This window comes from Vibrio sp. McD22-P3 (assembly GCF_021568915.1).
Classification (GTDB): Bacteria; Pseudomonadota; Gammaproteobacteria; order Enterobacterales; family Vibrionaceae; genus Vibrio; species Vibrio mediterranei.
On record NZ_JAKGTN010000031.1, the window covers coordinates 29,125 to 48,448 of the forward strand.

A 19,324-nucleotide genomic window follows, 5' to 3' on the forward strand; every position below is an offset into this window, starting at 1 on the left:
AATATTCCATATAAATATAATTGAATTAAATATTTCATATGGCCTATTGGCAACGGAGCGCTCTCAATGTCTTATCTACTTTCTAAGTATTGTCAATCATCTCTTGATTCTCGTGTTCAATCGATTACGCCAGAGAGTGCAAATTGGCAATATGTTGGCTTTTCAGTTTATGAGATCGCAAAAGGGGAAGTGTTAATGCTTGATCAAACGGCTACCGAGAAGTGTTTAGTCTTGGTGTCGGGAAGAGCAACTGTGACGGTTAATAATCAGGTATTTAGTAATATTGGTGAACGTATGTCGCCATTCGAAAAAGATGAAAACCAACAGCGTATTAAGCCACACTCAGTGTATGTCGCGCCCCAACAGAGTGTTCACGTACTGGCCGAAACGGATTTGGAACTGGCGGTTTGCGAAGCGCCAAGTGAAGGTACTTTTTCGACTCGTCATATCGCCCCTCAAGATGTTGATGCTGAACACCGAGGTAAACGACAGAACCAAAGGTACGTACACAATATTCTCCCAGATAACAAACTCGCGGACAGCCTGCTCGTTGTAGAGGTCTTTACTGAAGAGGGCTGTACGAGTTCTTATCCTAGCCATAAACACGACCAAGATATCGACGGCCAAGAAACCTATTTAGAAGAAACTTATTATCATCGCTTAGACCCGTCTCAAGGCTTTTGTATGCAGCGCGTGTACACCGATGATAGGGAGTTAGATGAGTGCATGGCGGTGTATGACAAAGATGTGGTCATGGTGCCAAAAGGTTACCACCCTGTAGCTACCATGGCAGGCTATGACAGCTATTACCTGAATGTAATGGCCGGACCTAAGCGCAAATGGCTGTTCAGTTGGGAGGGGCCTCATGCATGGATTAATTCTGAGGACTACATGTAATCGCGATGAGTGTCATATGGCTACCTACCGAAACCATGCCGCTCATGAGCAACTTATTCTGGTTTGACTCACCATCGAGTTGGACTAACGACAAGCAAAGGAAGGAGTGCAGAATGTATAATATCGCGCTGTTTGGAGCTGGGCGCATTGGGCAAGTTCATGCTGTGAACATTGCCAATCACCCTGAAACTAACTTGTATTCGGTGATTGACCCTTATGATGTCAATGCCAATCTTTTATGCGACCAATATGGTGCTAAACGTCAATCTATTGAAGACGCAATGGCCGACACAAGTGTTGATGCGGTATGTATTTGCTCCGCTACCGATACTCACGCTGATTTGATTGAACTGGGCGCGAAAGCTGGTAAAACGATCTTCTGCGAAAAGCCGATCGATCTCGATTCAAGCCGAGTTCGTGATTGCTTGGGTGTTGTTGAACAATATAAGGTGCCTTTACTTGTCGGTTTTAATCGCCGTTTTGACCCTCACTTTTCGAACCTGAAACAACGTGTGGTAGAAGGTGAAGTAGGTGAGCCTGCGACATTGACGATTACCTCTCGCGACCCAGAGCCGCCACCTGCAGAATACAGTAAAGTATCTGGTGGCATGTTCCGTGATATGACTATCCATGATCTTGATATGGCGAGATTCATTTTGGGTGAAGATCCAGTCTCGGTCACTGCTCATGGCAGTTGTAAAATAGACCCTGAGATCGGAAAGGCAGGTGACATTGATACCGGAGTGATTGTATTGAACTTTGCGTCTGGTGCAATCGCTATGATTCAGAATAGTCGTAAGTCTGGTTACGGCTACGATCAGCGTATTGAACTGCACGGCGAGAAAGGCATGCTTCAAGCGGAAAACGTCCGTGAGAACCTGATAAGTATGACTTCTGATCAAGGAGTAGAATGTGCGAAACCACTACACTTCTTCTTAGAGAGATATAAAGATGCGTACATTGCGGAGTGGCAACACTTCGTAGACATTCTTAATGGTGGTAAGCCTAATTGTTCCGGTATCGATGGCGAGTTTGCACTGCGTTTAGCAGACGCCGCAATTGAGTCAATGAATAGCAAGCGAACGGTCTTTATCTAGTTCTTGACGATGTCATAAAAACAGCGCCCAAATTAGGGCGCTGTTTTTATTCGTGTTCATTATTAATCGCCATGGCAACGGCAATACTCTGAACCAAACATAACGAAGCGGATTGAGAGCGAAAGGCGTCCACTTTGGCTTCTTTGATGACGAAACTGACATCGCTAAAAGCAGCGAGGGGGCTTACCTGACTATCTGTTATCACTATCTGCTTCGCACCTGCTTTGGAAGCCACTTCACTTAGGGCGACGGTTTCATTGGCATAAGGACTAAAGCTGATGGCAACAATGGCATCGTTTGGACCAATCATGCTCAGTTGTTCTTCATACATTCCCCCGAGGCCATCAATCAGAAATGCACGTTTGTTTAAATGACGTAGTGCATAAGTGAAGTAGGAAGCCACGCTAAAAGAGCGGCGTAAGCCAATTAGATAGATGTTTTCACAGCTCTGTAGAATATCGATAGCACTATTAAGATCGTGCTCTGAGGTTTGGTTTGCTAGGAAATTCATGGCTTGTGAGTTGGCGTTGGCAAACTCTTGAAGTATCTGTTTTGGGCTTTCAGGTGCTAATGGTTCAGTGTGTAGTTGCTTGTGGATTCTTGCTCGATCGGTATAGCTTGAGGTCTCTTCAACGATTTTGTTACGAAATAACTGTTTCATCTCATTGAAGCCACTAAAACCAAAGGCGCTGGCAAATCGAATTAAGGTGGAAGGTGGAACTTCGGCTTTCTGCGCAATGATAGCAACAGTTTCCAGTGCGATATCATTTGGGTTATCAAGCACATATTTTGCTACTTGTTGAAGTCGTTTACTTAAGCCGGAATATTCTAAACGTATTTGTTCTTGTAGTTCACTTAATGTAGCAGCCGCTATCATAGAGTTCTCCGAAAGCCAAAATCAAAGGATAGACGTACAAAATACCTCATTTTATAGTGGTTTGAAATATTTGTTTCATTGAGTGTGTAACGAGGAAGAAAAACGCGCCTTGTAAAAAGGCGCGATGAGCCAAACCGAGAGCGACTATACCGAGGCATCCAAGGTATCCTAGATAAGAGCCGCCTCGTACCCTACTCAAAGTTATTCTGTAGTTGCACTATTTACTCTTCTTATGGCGCTTCATATCAAACATAACGGCAAAGATAATGACTAAGCCTTTTACTACTTGCTGCCAGTAGGCCGAAACGTTGAGAAGGTCGAGACCATTTTGAAGTACACCCATAATCATGGTACCGATAATAGTTCCTTGTATCGTACCAATGCCTCCAGCGTGCGATACGCCGCCGACAGTCGCTGCTGCGATTGCATCTAGCTCGTACATGATCCCCAGACCCGGTTGACCAGAGTTGATTCGAGCCGCCAAAATCAGCGCAGATATACCCGCTAACAAACCAGCGTAGGTATAAACCAAGATCTTATAGCGCTTTACATTGATGCCAGAGACGTACGCGGCGGTTTCGTTACCACCGATGGCATAAGCGTATTTACCAAATCGGGTGTAGTTCAGTAGTACATATGAGACGAATGCCATCACAGCGAAAATGATAACAGGAACAGGAATACCCACGATGCTGCCTTGGCCAATCCATTGATAAGAATCAATGAGGCTACTTACAGGGCGGCCATCTGAGTAAAGCAGGGCAGCGCCACGGGCAACGATCATCATACCTAGAGTCGCAATGAATGGAGGAATACCAGTGTAAGCAATGAGTGCTCCATTGATATAACCGCATAATGCGCCAACAGCTAATGCCGCTAGAATAGGAACGATGATAGGTAGCTCTGGCATAGCAGGGTACATACGCATTGACCAGTCGATGGTTTGCGCCATACTAGCTGAGACCACTGCCGCTACCGCAAGCACTGAACCGGAAGATAAGTCAATGCCTCGGGTAATAATGATGATTGTAACGCCAAGAGCAAGAAGACCAATACTTGCCATTTGAGTCATTACATTCAATAAGTTAGCGACTGATAAGAAAACGGGTGAGAGGATGGACATCACTACGCACATAAAGACGAAGACGACGTATATCGCGTACTTGGATATCAATCGTTTGAAATTGGTTTGAGCTTGACCTTCTGATGAGGTCGCTTTAATCAGTTTAGCAATCATAACTGCATTCCTTGAGTTACTACTCTGGCCTCAAGTCCTAATTTGAAAGACTCGCGGTGTTTTAAATATTGGGGTTGTCTCAATGTTTAATTGAGTGCCATCGACATGATTTTCTGTTGCGTTGCATCAGGGCCGTCGATAAGACCTTTGAGTTTGCCTTCATGCATAACTAAGATGCGGTCGCTCATTCCCATGACTTCTGGAAGTTCTGATGAGATCATGACCAAGCTTTTACCCATGCCAGTTAGCAGACGCATTAGCTTGTAGATTTCTGACTTCGCTCCAACGTCGATTCCTCTGGTGGGTTCGTCTAGGAATAAGATGTCAGGTTTGGTCAGCATCCAGCGGGCCAACAAGACTTTTTGTTGATTACCGCCGCTCAGGTTGTCGATCATTTCGTACATTCCCGGCGTTTTTACTTTTAGCTTTTCACAGTGGGTTTGGCTGTCTTGCTTCATCTTTCTCACATCGAGCACATTGACGACTTTATTTCGGTAGGCGTCCAAATGAGCAATGGAGGTATTGGCGAAAATATCGAGCATCAGATAAAGCCCTGAATGTCGTCGATCTTCGGTTAGGAATGCCATTTTGTGTCGGATAGCATCTTGTGGTGTGTTAATTTCGACGTAATCACCATTGATTCGAATGGTGCCTGCATCTTTTTGCCTAACGCCGAAAAGCGTTTCAATTAACTCGGTTCTACCTGCGCCTACTAGACCCGCGATTCCAAGAATTTCTCCTTCGTGTAATTTGAAGTTGATATCGCTGAATGCGCCTTCAACGGTGAGGTTTTCAACCTCCAAGCGAGTTTTACCCGGTTTGGCGGTTGGGTGAGGGAATACTTCTCCCAAATCTCGACCTACCATCATCTGTACCAATTCGTCATTGTTGGTAAGCTTCGCTTCGCGCTCGCCAACAAAACAGCCGTCACGAAAGACAGTAATATCGTCACAGATCCTGAATATCTCATCCATCTTGTGACTGATGTAAACAATCGCACAACCACGAGACTTCAGCATTTCGATGATTTCGAACAGATGGTCAACTTCTTTATCCGTGAGTGCGGAAGTTGGTTCATCCATAATGATGATCTCTGATTGATAGGAGATAGCTTTCGCAATCTCCACCATTTGCATAGTTGCGACGGTCAGTTCACTCATTGGAGTTTTGGGGTCGAGTTTTAAGTCCAATTTACTTAATAACTCTGTGGTGTCACTGTACATCTTGGCGTGGTCTACAAGGCGCAGTGGCCCTTTTAGAGGTTCTCTACCCAGCCAGATATTTTCTGCGATGCTTCGATGCAGGATAGGAGATAGCTCTTGGTGTATCATTGAAATACCCGCTTCTAACGCTTCTTTGGCGCCTTGAAACTCAACATTTTCTCCCTTGTAGCGAATGGTACCGCTGTCTCTTTGGTAAATACCAAACATCACTTTCATTAGGGTTGATTTACCCGCACCATTTTCACCCATCAACGCCATAACTCGGCCTTGTTTCAAAGTGAGCTGCACATTATCGAGCGCTTTTACACCAGGAAAGGTTTTGGTGATTCCACGCATTTCTAGTAAGACTTGGCTCATACTATTACTACTCCGAAAAAAGCTCCGTATTCTAAAGAGGGGGAGAACACGGAGCGTGGGTGGTTAACCTTTTTGCTTCGCTTCGAATGCTGCTAAATTACTTTGAGTCACAAGCTCAGCGGGGATCCAAGTGACCTGTTGATGTTTTTTGCCTTTAACAGCATCTACCGCAGCATCGATAGCACCTCGTGCTTGGCCCGCGCCATCTTGGAATACAGTAGCGCTTAGGGCTCCATCTTTTACCGCGACCAAACCATCAGGTGTTGCGTCAACGCCAACGACTAAGGTGTCATCAAGCTTGCCTGCTGCGCGCAATGCTTGAATTGCTCCTAGAGCCATGTCGTCATTGTTTGCAACGATGACATCAAGCTTGTCTCCTGAATTGAGCCAGTTTTCCATAACCGTCATGCCTTGTGAGCGCTGCCATAGACCGGTTTGTTTTCTGACAACGTGGAAGTTTGGATTTTTAGACAAGTAGTCTTCGACACCTTTAGTGCGCATGATTGCGGCTTCATGAGTCAGCATGCCCATAAGAATGGCAACATTACCGCCGTCCACTGAATCTGTGATGTATTGAGCTTGTGTTTCGCCAAATTTCAGCTCTTCAGAACCAACGTAGAACACACTATCGGGCAGATAGTCAGGTCGACGGTTCAGATAAACAAGTTGAATCCCTGCCTTGATGATTCGGTCTGTAAGAGGTTGCGTGGCATCGGTGTTAACTGGAACCAAAATAATGGCGTCCATTTGCTGAACGATGAAGTTCTCTACTTGGCCTAATTGCTTGGCTGCGTCTTCTTTGGCGTCCACAAATGTGAGTTCGACTTTGCCATCAAACTGCTTAGCGTATTTATCCATGGCATCTTTCATATAAACCATGAAGGTGTCATCGAAGTTTGGTATCGCTACTCCAATGCGTGTTACATCGTCTTTTTTCTCTTCCTGACCACAAGCGGTAAGAACAATAAGTCCAAGAACTAATAGCGTTCCTTTAAGCAGTGCTTTGGTGTTTGATGCGAGTATTAACATTCTGTCCAGCAACATAGTAATCCCTTGTTTCTTAGTTGGCATAAATGCCTCCTTGGTATCCATCACACTTATCTATCGACAAATATGAATATTTCATTTCGTTATTAGATGAAATCTGTAGAGCATTTATTCAGTATTCACTCTGACTTTTTACTAACGGTGGTAGCAAACTTGATTGAAAAATATTTTCTACTATCCGTTGGTTTTTAACTATAAGGTGATGTTCAAAATATCACCACTGTTAATGTGTCGTAATTGTTAAAAGTGTTATCTCGATCTCACTTGATTTTCTTGCCTATTGGCGTTTTTCTATTTAAGTGTATGTTTTAAAACGGAATAAATAATCTGTAACGTGTGTTTTTTAAAAGTTATAAATGGATCGGGGCATGGTGGTGTGATTTGATAAACGATCTCGGTTAAATGAAAAATAATTTTCGATTTCGATCGTTTTTTAGGTTTGTTGATTAGATTGGACATAAAAACTGGCGGCCGATCACGGTTTTTATCGATAATTCCAATTTATAATAAAATGAAATAAACATTTCATTAATCTTGGAGGAGATGAGGTAATGAGGCAGAAGTATAAGAAGTTTGATGTGATTTGCATGGGCAGGGTGGCCGTCGATTTTTATGGTCAGCAAATTGGTTCACGGCTAGAAGACATGAGCAGCTTTTCGAAATACCTAGGTGGCTCATCTGGTAATGTCGCGTATGGCACAGCGAGACAAGGGTTAAAGTCGTCAATGCTGGCTCGTGTGGGCGATGAACATATGGGACGATTTCTTCGTGAAGAGCTTGAAAGACTTGGTGTAGACACCAGTTTCTTAATTACTGATAAAGAACGTCTAACTGCCTTAGTCATATTGGGTATCAAAGATGAAGATACTTTCCCGCTGATCTTCTACCGTGACAACTGTGCCGATATGGCCATTACGTCTGACGATATAGACGAAGACTATATTGCGTCAGCACGCTGCCTCGCTATCACGGGCACGCATTTGTCGAATCCTAAGACCCGAGATGCCGTGCTTACTGCACTTCGCTATGCAAGAAAGCACGGCGTAAGAACGGCGTTGGATATCGATTATCGTCCGGTGCTTTGGGGACTAACTTCACTGGGTGATGGTGAGACTCGCTTTATTGAATCAGGAGCTGTCACTGAACAATTACAAGAGGTACTCGGCCTGTTCGATTTGATCGTCGGGACAGAAGAGGAGTTCCATATTGCAGGTGGTTCAACCGAGACGTTACAAGCACTTAATGGGGTGCGCAAAGTCACTGATGCGACATTGGTTTGCAAACGAGGTGCTTTAGGTTGCTCGGTCTACGATTCGCAAATTCCAGACCACCTTGATGGTGCAATTAACGCAACGGGTGTACGAGTTGATGTGCTTAATGTGCTCGGCGCTGGCGATGCCTTTATGTCTGGACTATTGCGAGGCTACCTCAATGATGAAAGCTGGCAACAAGCGTGTGATTATGCGAATGCTTGTGGAGCACTAGTTGTCTCTCGTCACGGTTGCGCTCCGGCGATGCCTTCGAAAGAGGAGTTGGACGATTACTTATCACGTGCAGAGCAAGTCCCAAGGCCAGACTTAGATACAAGATTGAATCACTTACATCGTGTGACTACTCGAGATAAAGAGTGGGACGACCTTTGCATACTTGCCTTTGACCATCGAATTCAATTGGAGCAAATGGCTCAAGATGTCGGTGCGTCATTGAGTCAGTTGCCCAAGCTCAAGAAGCTGATACTAGAAGCGTATTCAGAAACAGTGCGTGAGCAGGGGTTACAAGGCGGAGCCGGTTTGTTATGTGATAGTACTTATGGACAAGCTGCACTCAATGAAGCAACAGGTAAAGGTTGGTGGATTGGAAGACCAATCGAGCTGCCAGGCTCTCGTCCTTTGGAGCTTGAACATGGCAATATTGGTTCGCAACTTGTGTCTTGGCCTAAAGAACACATTGTGAAGTGCTTAGTCTTCTATCATCCTGACGATGCTCTTGAACTCAAAAAGCAACAAGAGCGCCTACTAAGTGATGTTTATCTTGCATGCTGCCAATCAGGGCATGAATTACTGATTGAAGTCATTCTGCCAAGCTCGATGCCTCAAGGTGATAACTATTATATCGAAACGATACAGCGACTCTATCAGATAGGAATCAAACCGGATTGGTGGAAGTTGCCTCCTCTATTACCTGAAGGCTGGAGAGCGGTTGAAGATCTAGTGTCAAGCAATGACAGCCATTGCTATGGCGTTGTCTTACTTGGATTAGATGCCTCGAAAGAGGCGCTGGCTGAAGGGTTTAAACACGCTCAAGCCAGTAAGCTTGTTAAAGGGTTTGCTGTAGGGCGGACTATCTTTGGTGAGCCTTCGAAAGCGTGGCTTGCTAACCAATTAGATGACGACACATTCAAAGCGAATATAAAGGCGAACTATCTAACGCTTGTTTCAGCGTGGAAAAATCGAATGTAACTACATGCACTCAGGCCGAGTACATCGTAGTGATATTCGATGCCTGAGTATTTATTAGAATTGTGGAGATACTATGGAAACCATTCAAAACTATGTCGCAGGGGCGATTGTTAACAGTGAAAGTGAGCGCTTTGGTGCGGTCTATAACCCTGCAACCGGAGAACAAACAAAACAAGTGGTATTGAGTTACGCTCATGAAGCTGAGCAAGCGGTTGAAGTGGCGAGTACAGCCTTTAAAGCTTGGTCTAAGACGTCACCGCTCAAACGTGCGCGAGTGATGTTTCAATTCAAGGCGTTACTTGAAGCAAATATGGATCGGATAGCACGCACCATTTCAAATGAGCATGGCAAGGTATACTCCGATGCGATAGGGGAGGTGACTCGTGGGTTAGAAGTGGTGGAGTTTGCCTGTGGTATCCCTCACTTACAGAAAGGTGAGCACTCAGCTAATGTCGGTACTGGCGTTGACAGTCACTCTTTAATGCAACCTCTCGGTGTTTGTGTTGGTATTACTCCGTTTAATTTCCCAGCCATGGTTCCAATGTGGATGTTTCCAGTTGCCATAGCGACGGGTAATACTTTTGTGTTGAAACCGTCTGAGAAAGATCCGTCAACGGCTTTGATTCTTGCTGAATTGTTAAAACAAGCGGGATTACCTGATGGTGTCTTTAATGTAGTTAATGGTGATAAAGAAGTTGTAGACGCCTTGCTTACGTCACCTAAAGTAGAGGCGGTTAGTTTTGTTGGTTCCACACCAATCGCTGAATACATTTATGCCACAGCCTCTGCTCATGGGAAACGCTGCCAAGCCCTTGGCGGGGCGAAGAACCACTGCATCTTGATGCCAGATGCCGATATGGATATGGCGACCAACGCCATTATGGGGGCGGCATATGGTGCAGCAGGTGAGCGTTGTATGGCACTGTCCGTCGCAGTGGCAGTCGGCGATGAGACCGCAAACCGTTTGATTGAGAAGCTCACACAGCAAATTTCACAAATGAAAGTAGGCCCAGGTATTGTGGAGGGTACTGAAAACGATATGGGCCCGGTGATATCTGCGCTTCACAAACAAACCATTTGCGACTATATCACTAGCGGCGAAGAACAAGGTGCTGAAATTGTTGTTGATGGCCGCGACTTTACCGTTACGGGAAATGAAACAGGGTACTTTGTTGGCCCAACTCTGATTGATAACGTCACGCCAGAAATGACAGTGTATAAGGAAGAGATTTTTGGACCGGTGTTAGCCGTGGTTCGTGTCAGTGACTACGAAACGGCTTTATCATTAATCAATCAACATGAATATGGTAACGGGACCGCTATTTTCACTCGTGATGGGGAAACCGCACGTCAGTTTAGTGAGGATGTTCAAGCTGGCATGGTGGGTGTGAACGTGCCAATTCCTGTTCCAATGGCATTTCATAGTTTTGGAGGGTGGAAGCGTTCTATCTTTGGACCTTTAAACGTTCATGGAAATGATGGCGTACGTTTCTATACTAAGATGAAAACCGTGACTAGTCGTTGGCCTGCTAGTGTTCGATTAGAACAGCATGCAAGCTCATTCTCAATGCCGACGATGGAATGACCTATACTCAATGTTAACGAGTAAACGAAAGAGGAGCTTTGCTCCTCTTTTTTTGGTTCAGTTGCGGCAAATAGTGCTGAAAATGTGATACATGGTGTCAAGTTTCGTGAAAATCACCGTTAAAATTCAACACTTTTATGTTCTCAAATGTGATTTGTATCAAATAACAATCAATAGATGTTTGTTTGATATTTGTACGATTTAACAATTTTTATGCGTCTAGTTGTATTGCGGAGTTGATGATTAGTGGTGAAGGAATTGTTGCCAAAATGATTACTGAACAACATAAAGTTCGTATTACAACTTGCTGATAATATAGCGTTTTTACTTAATTCTAGTGAATGGCTATACGCAATCGACAGACTCAAAACGCGTAGGCTAAACGATTTTTGGCAAAGATGAATTTCTATTTATTCATTTCGATTGGGTAAAAATTGTTAAAATTTGTGACAATAAAGAGATGTATGTATAGTCTCTGGCCACTGACCAAATGTGTCCAAATGTTTCAATGGATGCAAGTTAAGGAGACTAATAATAATGATCACGAATGACGCAGTCATAATGGGCTTACTTGCTGCCATTCTTGGTGGAGTATTTATCACCGAGAGCAGCAAAAATCCTTTCTGGAGAAAATTCTACTCTTTTGTCCCAGGTCTGTTGCTGTGCTATTTCCTCCCGTCTTTACTTAATACAACGGGCATTATCGACGGTTCTGACTCTAAGCTATATTTTGTTGCTAGCCGATACTTACTGCCGGGCGCTTTGGTTCTGTTGATCGTTTCTGCAGACTTGAAGAAGATTTTCGGCTTAGGTTCGAAAGCGGTTATTATGTTCTTAACGGGTACATTGGGTATCATCATTGGTGGACCAGCCGCAATCGTAATTTTAGATTTTATCAATCCAGACCTCGTTTCTGGTGATGTATGGCGTGGCCTAACAACAGTTGCAGGTTCGTGGATTGGTGGCGGTGCTAACCAAGCTGCGATGAAAGAAGTGTTCGGTGTAGGCGACCAACTATTTTCTGCGATGATTACGGTTGATGTTATTTGTGCCAACATTTGGATGGCTATCTTGCTTATCATGGCTGGTCGTCAAAAGAAAATGGATGCATGGCTTAAAGCTGACACCTCTTCTATCGATGAACTAAAAGAAACCGTTGCGAAGTACGAAGAGGAAAACTCTCGTCCAATCACAACGACAGATATGATGAAAGTCGTGGCGATCGCCTTTGGCTTAACGGGTCTTGCACATTTTGGCTCTGATTTGATTGCTCCTTGGATCGCAACCAATGCGCCAGGGTTAGAGAAATACAGTCTGACGTCAGGATTCTTCTGGCTCATCGTTCTTGTTACGACATTTGCATTGATTGCTTCTATGTTCAAACCCGCGCGCACACTAGAACATGCTGGAGCCTCTAAAATCGGTTCAGCATTTATCTATATCCTAGTGGCGACTATCGGTATGCAAATGGACGTGACTGCGATTCTAGATAATCCGGGCTACTTCTTTATCGGTATCACATGGCTGACGATTCACGCATTGTTGATGATATTTGTGGCTAAGCTGATTCGTGCACCGCTATTCTTCATGGCTGTAGGTAGCCAAGCCAACGTTGGTGGTGCAGCATCAGCGCCTGTTGTCGCCGCGGCTTTCCACCCATCACTAGCACCAGTAGGTATTTTGATGGCAGTACTTGGTTATGCGCTAGGGACGTACGGAGCTTACATCTGCGGCATCATCATGCAAGCTGCTGTTGGTGTTGTGGGATAAGCAACAAACAGTATCTAGTTTAAGGCAGTGCGTAAAAGCACTGCCTTTTTAATTTGGGGTTGTCTCAAAAATCCAAAGTACTCTTTTGTTGTTTTTGCAGAGAAAACGGCTCATTTCACACAGTAAATACACATATTTATTGCCGATCAGCATAACCCTCTTGCCTTAGCGTCTGTTTTACGACAATGTGATGAATAGTTATTCAATATTCACAAGCAGGGAGGCTTATGAAACCTCAACTCAAACCGCAAAACCCTAACTTCTCTTCTGGACCATGTAGCAAGCGTCCGGGGTATGATCTCACTCAACTGGATGCTTCCACATTAGGCCGTAGTCACCGTTCGTCTTTAGGCAAAGCGGTTCTGGCTGAGTCGATAGAAAAAACCAAAGCAATACTGGGTATCCCAGAAGACTATCGTGTTGGCATCGTTCCTGCGTCCGATACTGGAGCGATGGAGATGGTGATGTGGTCGATGTTAGGTCATCGTCCAATCGATGTTTTCCACTGGGAGTCGTTTGGCTCAGGTTGGTTAGCGGACATCACCAAGCAATTGAAACTTGAGCAAGTAAATAGCTATTTAGCCGATTATGGGTCGCTACCAGATCTAACGCAGGCAAATCCACAACACGATACCATCTTTACATGGAATGGCACGACCTCTGGAGTGAAAGTCCCGAATGGTGATTGGATTAGTGATGATAGAGAGGGGGTGACTATTTGTGATGCAACCTCCGCTGTGTTTGCGATGCCTATGCCTTGGGAAAAACTGGATGTGGTCACTTTCAGCTGGCAGAAGGTGTTAGGTGGAGAAGGGGCTCATGGGGTCATTGTTTTGAGCCCTAAAGCGGTCGAGCGATTAGAGACTTATACACCCCCTTGGCCACTGCCGAAGATTTTCCGCATGACAAAGGGTGGAAAGCTCATAGAAGGCATTTTCAAGGGTGCGACGATCAATACGCCCTCTATGTTATGCGTAGTGGACTATATTGATGCTCTAGATTGGGTGGCAGATATTGGCGGTGTAGGTGCGGCGATTGAGAAATCAGAATCCAACCTTGCTGTACTAACAAACTTCGTGGAATCACGAGAGTGGATACACTTCTTAGCTAAAGAACCAACACAACGTTCTAACACCAGTGTATGCCTCACGCTTGATGCATCGGAGCAGCAAGTTAAAGCGATGATTAAATTGTTGGATGATGAAGGTGTCGCGTTTGATATCGGCGCTTATCGGGACGCGCCAGTGGGACTCAGAATTTGGGCAGGGGCTACCGTTGAATCTAGCGACTTGGAAGCGTTACTGCCATGGCTAGATTGGGCTTATGCTGAAGTCACACAATAATTACAAAGCACCTGCTGGTCAGGTGCTTTGTTGTCTCTGGCACAACAGAAAAAAGCCAGCTTTGGGACAATAACAGTACGCTGATGAGTAGAAATGGAATTTCAACTTAAGGTGAAGCGACAATGAAGAAAATAAAGACCTACAACGCTATTTCGAATCAAGGATTGGATAAGTTTTCACGCGACAAATATGAAGTATGTAGTGAGTTTGGTGAGCCTGATGCAATTTTGCTTCGTAGTCATAAACTCCATGATGAGTCCATTGCTTCAAGCGTTAAAGCCATTGCACGATGCGGAGCAGGGGTAAACAATATCCCGATCAAATCTTGCACAGAAAATGGAATCGTCGTGTTTAATACGCCGGGTGCTAATGCCAATGCAGTGAAAGAGTTGGTATTAACCGGGCTTTTGTTATCGGCAAGAGATGTCGTGGGTGGGATTCGTTACTCCCACACCCTTTCGGATATGACTGATGCTATGGCGATGGATAAGCTATTAGAGAAGGAAAAGAAGCGTTTTTCTGGCTCTGAAATCAAAGGCAAAACACTTGGTGTAATTGGTTTAGGCGCAATTGGTGCCTCTGTCGCTAACACCGCTATTGATCTTGGTATGAACGTGATTGGTTACGATTCAGCGCTGAGTGTTGAAGCGGCTTGGCGGTTATCAAGTCGTATTAAGCGAGCGGAGAATTTAGTGTCGGTGATTGCAAAATGTGATTTCGTGACCGTTCACGTTCCTGCACTGCCTTCAACTATAGGATTGATTAACCACGATTTATTGTCTTCAGCTAAACCAGGCATGGTGTTGCTGAATTTTGCTCGTAAAGAAATTGTCGATACAGACGCAGTAATAACCGCGCTCGAGAATCACCAAATTGATCAGTATGTGACTGACTTTCCAACGCCCTCTCTTATTGGGCGTGATGGCGTGATCCTCATGCCTCATATTGGCGCTTCGACGTCCGAAGCAGAGGAAAATTGCGCCATCATGGGGGCGGAGCAGCTCATTGATTTCTTGGAAAATGGCAACATTACTAATTCAGTTAACTTTCCTACGATTCGTTTAGAAAGGGCAGAGGGCTACCGAATTACGTTTGCTAACGATAATGTCCCTAGGGTCTTGGGTAGCGTATTGTCTCTGTTGGCTGATTTGAATATTAACGTGCTCGATATGCTGAATAAAAGCCGAGAGGAGGTCGCGTATACCATTCTCGATATTGAGCAAGAGCCTAACGATGAACTCCTTTCAGCTATCAGCAATGTAGAGCATGTGTTTAACGTAAGAACACTCTAGGTGACAACATTGGCGAACTTGCAGGCTATTTGGCGGAATTTGACTGCTCTAATGCATAAGGGTAGAGAGCATGATTACCAAGCGCTTTATACCATAGTGCTGTAAGCACAAGAGAGTTGGTATTGATGTTATAGGCGGTGTTAGTGCCGCCATTTTTATAACGACCAGTTGGGATACTTCGAGAGCTTAGACTGGTTTTAACAACCGTGTTGTAGAGTTGTTGTGAGAAATCGTCGGCATATAAAACACTTAGTCCGAATCCTATCTTTGAACTGAACGTCTGTGGGTTCTCGATCGGTTTACCCCCGGGGCTCACGCTCAGCCAAGGTTTGCCATAATAGTAAATATTGTTATAGGCAAACCAAGGACTTTTACTCATCGCGTCTTCAGCAAATACTTGAGGTTGTCCTAACTGTTTGGAACGTTTTTTATGCAGTTGGTAAAGTTGATCAAGTTGATTCCACCATACGTTCTTTGCCCCTATTTCTATGGCAGTTAGTACATAGGGATCAGTAGTGAAATAGGGGACGTTTCGATTATCCACATATACAGACATACCATCGACCGACACTTTTTCTACGTGCTGTTTGGTAAAGCTCTGCGCTAAGTTATAACCGAATAACTCAAACCCTTGTGCGGCGTATTGCAGATAGCCTAAGCGTCCTTCTTGTCGGTAGTGTTCTTTGTTTTTATATAGTTTGGTGCCATAAAGGGTACCTTTGTGAACTGCTGATGCCAGTTTCCAGTTTTTTTTTATGATGGCGACTTTACTAGCCAGTTCGGGCAGCATTTGTTCGGTGATGCGTAGCCAAATAAGTAATCGACCTATATCAAGCGCCGACCAACCATTGCCATTACTTTGGGTGTCGCTGTAACTGCCTGATGGTTTTCCATGTTTGGTGCTGTATTCCCTATTCGGGAGGGTATTTTTATACAAAGCTAGAGTAGCGAGAGTATCTAAAGTAAGACTAAGTTTATCTCTTACTTCTTCTCTGGAAATGAGTTGAAGTTCATAACTTGCTAGCGTTGCTGAAATTCCACTCGCAATGTCCCACATGGTCGCGTGATGATAGCCTTGTACGGAATCCCAGAACCCAGTTTCAGGATGATAATTTAAATCAAAGTAGTACATGGATTTTTTTGCAAGTAGCCAATCGTTGCGCGTTAAACGAGACAAATCTAGTTCAACAGTTTGACTTGAATTAGTTGGGGACAATGATGGTTTGTTAAGCTCAACATTTGAAGGGACATCAATTATCGTTTCGACAATAATTGGGGGAGCGAGCGCCCTTCTTTGGTATTCGATAGTGGAAGGTGCCTCAGAGGTATCACCCTGAGAGACGCCTCTTCCGCCATAAAAACTGGGTGCTTCTATTTCATCGGACGCAAAAGTGAGCACGGGAATGAAAGCAACGTAGAGAGCTAGCTTTGCCATCAACTTTTGCACTTATATTGCTCCCTTACTCTAGATTCCATACTTAACTAAATGATAAGACATGAATAATGTTTTTCTAATCTAGTTTTTACGATACTTATCAGGAGGTTTTAAATTAGAAGTAATTTGTATAATAATTGAACGTTTTTCTGTTCTTTTTCGATAATTCTGTTACTATGTTCTGCGTCAAAGGACTCTTCAAAAGTCAACGGATAGGCGAGCTGAAATTAAGGTGCTCCTATGCGAAAATTCATCGACTTACTCACTCAATCTAACGCTTCTCTCGTTCGCCAGTCAGCCAGTATCTTGGCTAATTTTCTTAAATCTGAACAACTCGACTATCAGCTAGATACCGTTCAGAAACAAAGGCTTGCTCAGTATTTAGAAACTACAACGCTCGTTAGCGAAAACTTTGGTTCACCACTCAATGCACATAGCGTAGTGGCATTTTCTTTCGGTGATAGCGAAGATGTCAACAAACGACTTGCCAATGTAGCCACTGATTTGGTTCGTGAAAACGGATTTCTTGACGCGCATATACAACAAGAAGTAGCAGAGCACATTACGGCTTTGCCCAATGCACATGTAATTGCTGATGACAACTACCAAACCACGACTGACGTAGCAAGAAAAGCGTTAGATAAATCCGTGGGCCGTAACGTGATAGTGGTTGCGCAAGCATGGCACGCCAAACGATGTATAGAGACGTGTCAGGAAGTAGGTTTGAACGTGGTTGGATTAAGAACGGTAGACCGCTTTCCGCAAAATGACCCACAGCCATGGGTGAGAAATCCAATTAATTGGGTGTTAAAAGAAAGCCAAAGACAGTTTGTGACTGGGCAAGAAATCAGCCGTCTTTTACAACTTGCCTAAACGATGTGAGCGTTATACTAAGGATTTGTTTCTAAAGAGAGTTTGATCATCAAATAATCTCGAAATACCCAACGTAGTTCCTATACTGCCCAGTACGAAGCAATTACAACAGTATAGAGAACACATGGAACGTATCAGAACAGCGTTTTCTCAGGCTCGCAAGGAATTGTGGGTAGCCGCTTGGTTCAGTCTTGCGATTAATTTCTTAGTTCTGTCTTTACCTATTTATGGTTTGCAGTTATTCGATCGAGTCTTGTCGAGTTATAGCATGGAAACCATGTTTGCGCTGATGGGGATTGTGCTGTTTCTTATTACCGCGCAGTTCCTACTAGAGCATATTCGAACAGAGCTTCTTCAAAAATCGGGACTTAAACTGGATGCTTCTTTAAGCGGCTTATTGTTGTCTCGAAGCATATCTCAATCCTCCCAAGCCAACAGAATTGAAAAGCAAGGTTTGCAGGATCTATCGGAGATCCGTAATTTTCTGGTGACGCCATCGACGTCTGCAATTTTCGATATTCCTTGGTCACCGTTCTTCCTCATTATTCTCTATATGCTTCACCCATACATTGGCTTAGTTGCTCTATTTGGGACTGTTACTTTTGTCTTGTTAGCAATGATCATGTTGGTTCAGTCAAGAACCACTAATGAAGAGTCTGTTCAGTTTTCGAATCGCACCAACATGGAGCTAAACGACTATTTGCGCAATGCCCCAATGCTTAAAGCGATGGGAATGTCAGAGAATATTGGCCGTGTATGGGAACATAAAAGTGAAAAGATGCTTGCCTATCAGTGGTTAGTTAATTCGAAAGCGGGAAAGCTACTGGCACTTAGTCGATACTTTAGAACCTTACTGCAAGTGGTAGTTCTGTCGTTAGGCGTGTATTTAGTTCTCAATCAACAGCTTGGTACAGGAGCGATCATTGCGAGCTCCATTATCATGGGGCGCGTGTTGTCCCCATTTGAACAGGCGGTGGGTAGTTGGAAATCTTGGTACGTTGCGTATAAGTCTTGGCGACGTTTAAGCGTGTTACAAAGCACCGAAGATGCAACGCAGAAAATTAAACTACCGGATCCTAAAGGGCAAGTGCATTTCAAGAATGTAGGGCTGAAGTTACCTAATGTGCAGGAGCCAATATTGCAGAACATTAGTTTTAAACTTGGGGCCGGTCAAGCACTTGCCATACTGGGTAATTCAGGCTCCGGAAAGTCTACCTTAGCGAAACTCATTATGGGGATCTATCAGCCAAGTGTTGGAATGATAGAAGTGGATGGGGCGGCTATAGGCCAATGGTCGGATATACAATTCGGGGAGCACATTGGTTATTTACCACAACATGTTGGTTTGCTGGCTGGGACGGTGAGAGACAACATTTGTCGTTTCAGTGACGCTGATGATGAGGATGTAGTTAGAGCGGCAAAATTAGCGTGCATACATGAACTGATTATCTCGCTTCCTGAAGGGTATCAAACCTACTGCGGTGAAGGTGGTTTGCAGCTGTCTGGTGGTCAGATGCAAAGAATTGGTCTTGCTAGAGCGATTTTCTCCAACCCTAAAGTGCTAGTACTTGATGAACCCAACTCAAACCTTGACCCGGAAGGTGAAGTCGCGCTCGCTATTGTGCTCCAACATTGTAAAGAGAACGAAATCACCGTTGTGATGATCAGTCATCGCCCTGGTTTTCTGCGTCAAATGGATTGGGTTGTGCTCTTAAAAGATGGGAAGGTCGAGAAAGCTGGTAAGAGTGAGCAGTTCCTCGGTTTATCTTCGAGTGTGGATACTACTCCAGAACCAGCAGCATCAACAGCGCGAACAGCAGGGTAGGAGGACT

Annotated in this window: 14 protein-coding genes; 9 read left to right on the forward strand and 5 right to left on the reverse strand. The window is 44.4% G+C overall.

The window, feature by feature from the left end:
* Positions 1–66: 66 nt before the first annotated feature.
* Both iolB and iolG read left to right on the forward strand, forming a co-directional pair.
* Positions 67–897, forward strand: coding sequence for a 5-deoxy-glucuronate isomerase (gene iolB / locus L2W36_RS25070; protein WP_236111869.1), 831 nt, complete (start codon positions 67–69; stop codon positions 895–897).
* Between the two features lie 113 nt (positions 898–1,010).
* Positions 1,011–1,994 (forward strand): inositol 2-dehydrogenase, encoded by a 984-nt coding sequence (iolG, locus tag L2W36_RS25075; protein ID WP_236111870.1) that lies wholly within the window; start codon positions 1,011–1,013, stop codon positions 1,992–1,994.
* A 46-nt stretch (positions 1,995–2,040) separates the two neighbouring features.
* On the opposite strand, the gene L2W36_RS25080 is transcribed toward iolG, so the two are convergent.
* The 4 genes from L2W36_RS25080 to L2W36_RS25095 form a co-directional block, all read right to left on the reverse strand.
* Positions 2,041–2,871, reverse strand: a complete 831-nt coding sequence (locus tag L2W36_RS25080) for a MurR/RpiR family transcriptional regulator (RefSeq protein ID WP_006070654.1) — start codon at positions 2,869–2,871, stop codon at positions 2,041–2,043.
* Positions 2,872–3,088: 217 nt separating this feature from the next.
* Positions 3,089–4,108 carry an ABC transporter permease gene (locus L2W36_RS25085; RefSeq protein ID WP_062460176.1) on the reverse strand — a complete coding sequence of 340 codons (1,020 nt, stop codon included), beginning with the start codon at positions 4,106–4,108 and terminating at the stop codon, positions 3,089–3,091.
* A gap of 86 nt (positions 4,109–4,194) precedes the next feature.
* Entirely contained in the window at positions 4,195–5,688 is a 1,494-nt protein-coding gene (locus L2W36_RS25090) for a sugar ABC transporter ATP-binding protein (protein ID WP_236111871.1), read from the reverse strand.
* A gap of 63 nt (positions 5,689–5,751) precedes the next feature.
* Positions 5,752–6,759 carry a sugar ABC transporter substrate-binding protein gene (locus tag L2W36_RS25095; protein ID WP_006070657.1) on the reverse strand — a complete coding sequence of 336 codons (1,008 nt, stop codon included), beginning with the start codon at positions 6,757–6,759 and terminating at the stop codon, positions 5,752–5,754.
* A gap of 527 nt (positions 6,760–7,286) precedes the next feature.
* On the opposite strand from L2W36_RS25095, the gene L2W36_RS25100 reads away from it, so the two are divergent.
* The 5 genes from L2W36_RS25100 (at position 7,287) to L2W36_RS25120 (ending at position 15,184) form a co-directional block, all read left to right on the forward strand.
* Positions 7,287–9,194: a bifunctional 5-dehydro-2-deoxygluconokinase/5-dehydro-2-deoxyphosphogluconate aldolase gene (locus L2W36_RS25100; protein WP_236111872.1), complete on the forward strand. Its 1,908-nt coding sequence runs from the start codon at positions 7,287–7,289 to the stop codon at positions 9,192–9,194.
* 73 nt (positions 9,195–9,267) lie between these two features.
* Entirely contained in the window at positions 9,268–10,779 is a 1,512-nt protein-coding gene (locus L2W36_RS25105) for a CoA-acylating methylmalonate-semialdehyde dehydrogenase (protein ID WP_236111873.1), read from the forward strand.
* Between the two features lie 537 nt (positions 10,780–11,316).
* The gene (locus L2W36_RS25110) at positions 11,317–12,549 is read left to right on the forward strand and encodes a DUF819 family protein (protein WP_038228439.1); all 1,233 of its coding nucleotides are present in this window, start codon (positions 11,317–11,319) and stop codon (positions 12,547–12,549) included.
* A 227-nt stretch (positions 12,550–12,776) separates the two neighbouring features.
* A complete protein-coding gene (locus L2W36_RS25115; RefSeq protein WP_236111874.1) occupies positions 12,777–13,892 on the forward strand; it encodes a phosphoserine transaminase in 1,116 nt (371 codons plus the stop codon).
* 122 nt (positions 13,893–14,014) lie between these two features.
* Complete coding sequence (locus tag L2W36_RS25120) at positions 14,015–15,184, forward strand: phosphoglycerate dehydrogenase (protein WP_006070662.1); 1,170 nt, start codon at positions 14,015–14,017, stop codon at positions 15,182–15,184.
* Between the two features lie 25 nt (positions 15,185–15,209).
* Here the strand turns inward: L2W36_RS25120 and L2W36_RS25125 are convergent, their stop codons facing one another.
* Positions 15,210–16,631, reverse strand: a complete 1,422-nt coding sequence (locus L2W36_RS25125; protein WP_236111875.1) for a DUF3131 domain-containing protein — start codon at positions 16,629–16,631, stop codon at positions 15,210–15,212.
* Between the two features lie 228 nt (positions 16,632–16,859).
* Between L2W36_RS25125 and L2W36_RS25130 the strand changes: the two genes are divergently transcribed.
* Positions 16,860–17,492: a hypothetical protein gene (locus tag L2W36_RS25130; protein ID WP_236111876.1), complete on the forward strand. Its 633-nt coding sequence runs from the start codon at positions 16,860–16,862 to the stop codon at positions 17,490–17,492.
* A gap of 124 nt (positions 17,493–17,616) precedes the next feature.
* Positions 17,617–19,317 (forward strand): type I secretion system permease/ATPase, encoded by a 1,701-nt coding sequence (locus tag L2W36_RS25135; protein WP_236111877.1) that lies wholly within the window; start codon positions 17,617–17,619, stop codon positions 19,315–19,317.
* Positions 19,318–19,324: the final 7 nt, after the last annotated feature.

Coding starts and splice junctions, on each gene's coding strand:
- L2W36_RS25080 (WP_006070654.1), bottom strand. CDS start 2,871: ATGATAGCGGCTGCTACATTAAGTGAACTACAAGAACAAATACGTTTA.
- L2W36_RS25105 (WP_236111873.1), top strand. CDS start 9,268: ATGGAAACCATTCAAAACTATGTCGCAGGGGCGATTGTTAACAGTGAA.
- L2W36_RS25135 (WP_236111877.1), top strand. CDS start 17,617: ATGGAACGTATCAGAACAGCGTTTTCTCAGGCTCGCAAGGAATTGTGG.
- iolG (WP_236111870.1), top strand. CDS start 1,011: ATGTATAATATCGCGCTGTTTGGAGCTGGGCGCATTGGGCAAGTTCAT.
- L2W36_RS25100 (WP_236111872.1), top strand. CDS start 7,287: ATGAGGCAGAAGTATAAGAAGTTTGATGTGATTTGCATGGGCAGGGTG.
- iolB (WP_236111869.1), top strand. CDS start 67: ATGTCTTATCTACTTTCTAAGTATTGTCAATCATCTCTTGATTCTCGT.
- L2W36_RS25085 (WP_062460176.1), bottom strand. CDS start 4,108: ATGATTGCTAAACTGATTAAAGCGACCTCATCAGAAGGTCAAGCTCAA.
- L2W36_RS25130 (WP_236111876.1), top strand. CDS start 16,860: ATGCGAAAATTCATCGACTTACTCACTCAATCTAACGCTTCTCTCGTT.
- L2W36_RS25095 (WP_006070657.1), bottom strand. CDS start 6,759: ATGCCAACTAAGAAACAAGGGATTACTATGTTGCTGGACAGAATGTTA.
- L2W36_RS25115 (WP_236111874.1), top strand. CDS start 12,777: ATGAAACCTCAACTCAAACCGCAAAACCCTAACTTCTCTTCTGGACCA.
- L2W36_RS25090 (WP_236111871.1), bottom strand. CDS start 5,688: ATGAGCCAAGTCTTACTAGAAATGCGTGGAATCACCAAAACCTTTCCT.
- L2W36_RS25110 (WP_038228439.1), top strand. CDS start 11,317: ATGATCACGAATGACGCAGTCATAATGGGCTTACTTGCTGCCATTCTT.
- L2W36_RS25120 (WP_006070662.1), top strand. CDS start 14,015: ATGAAGAAAATAAAGACCTACAACGCTATTTCGAATCAAGGATTGGAT.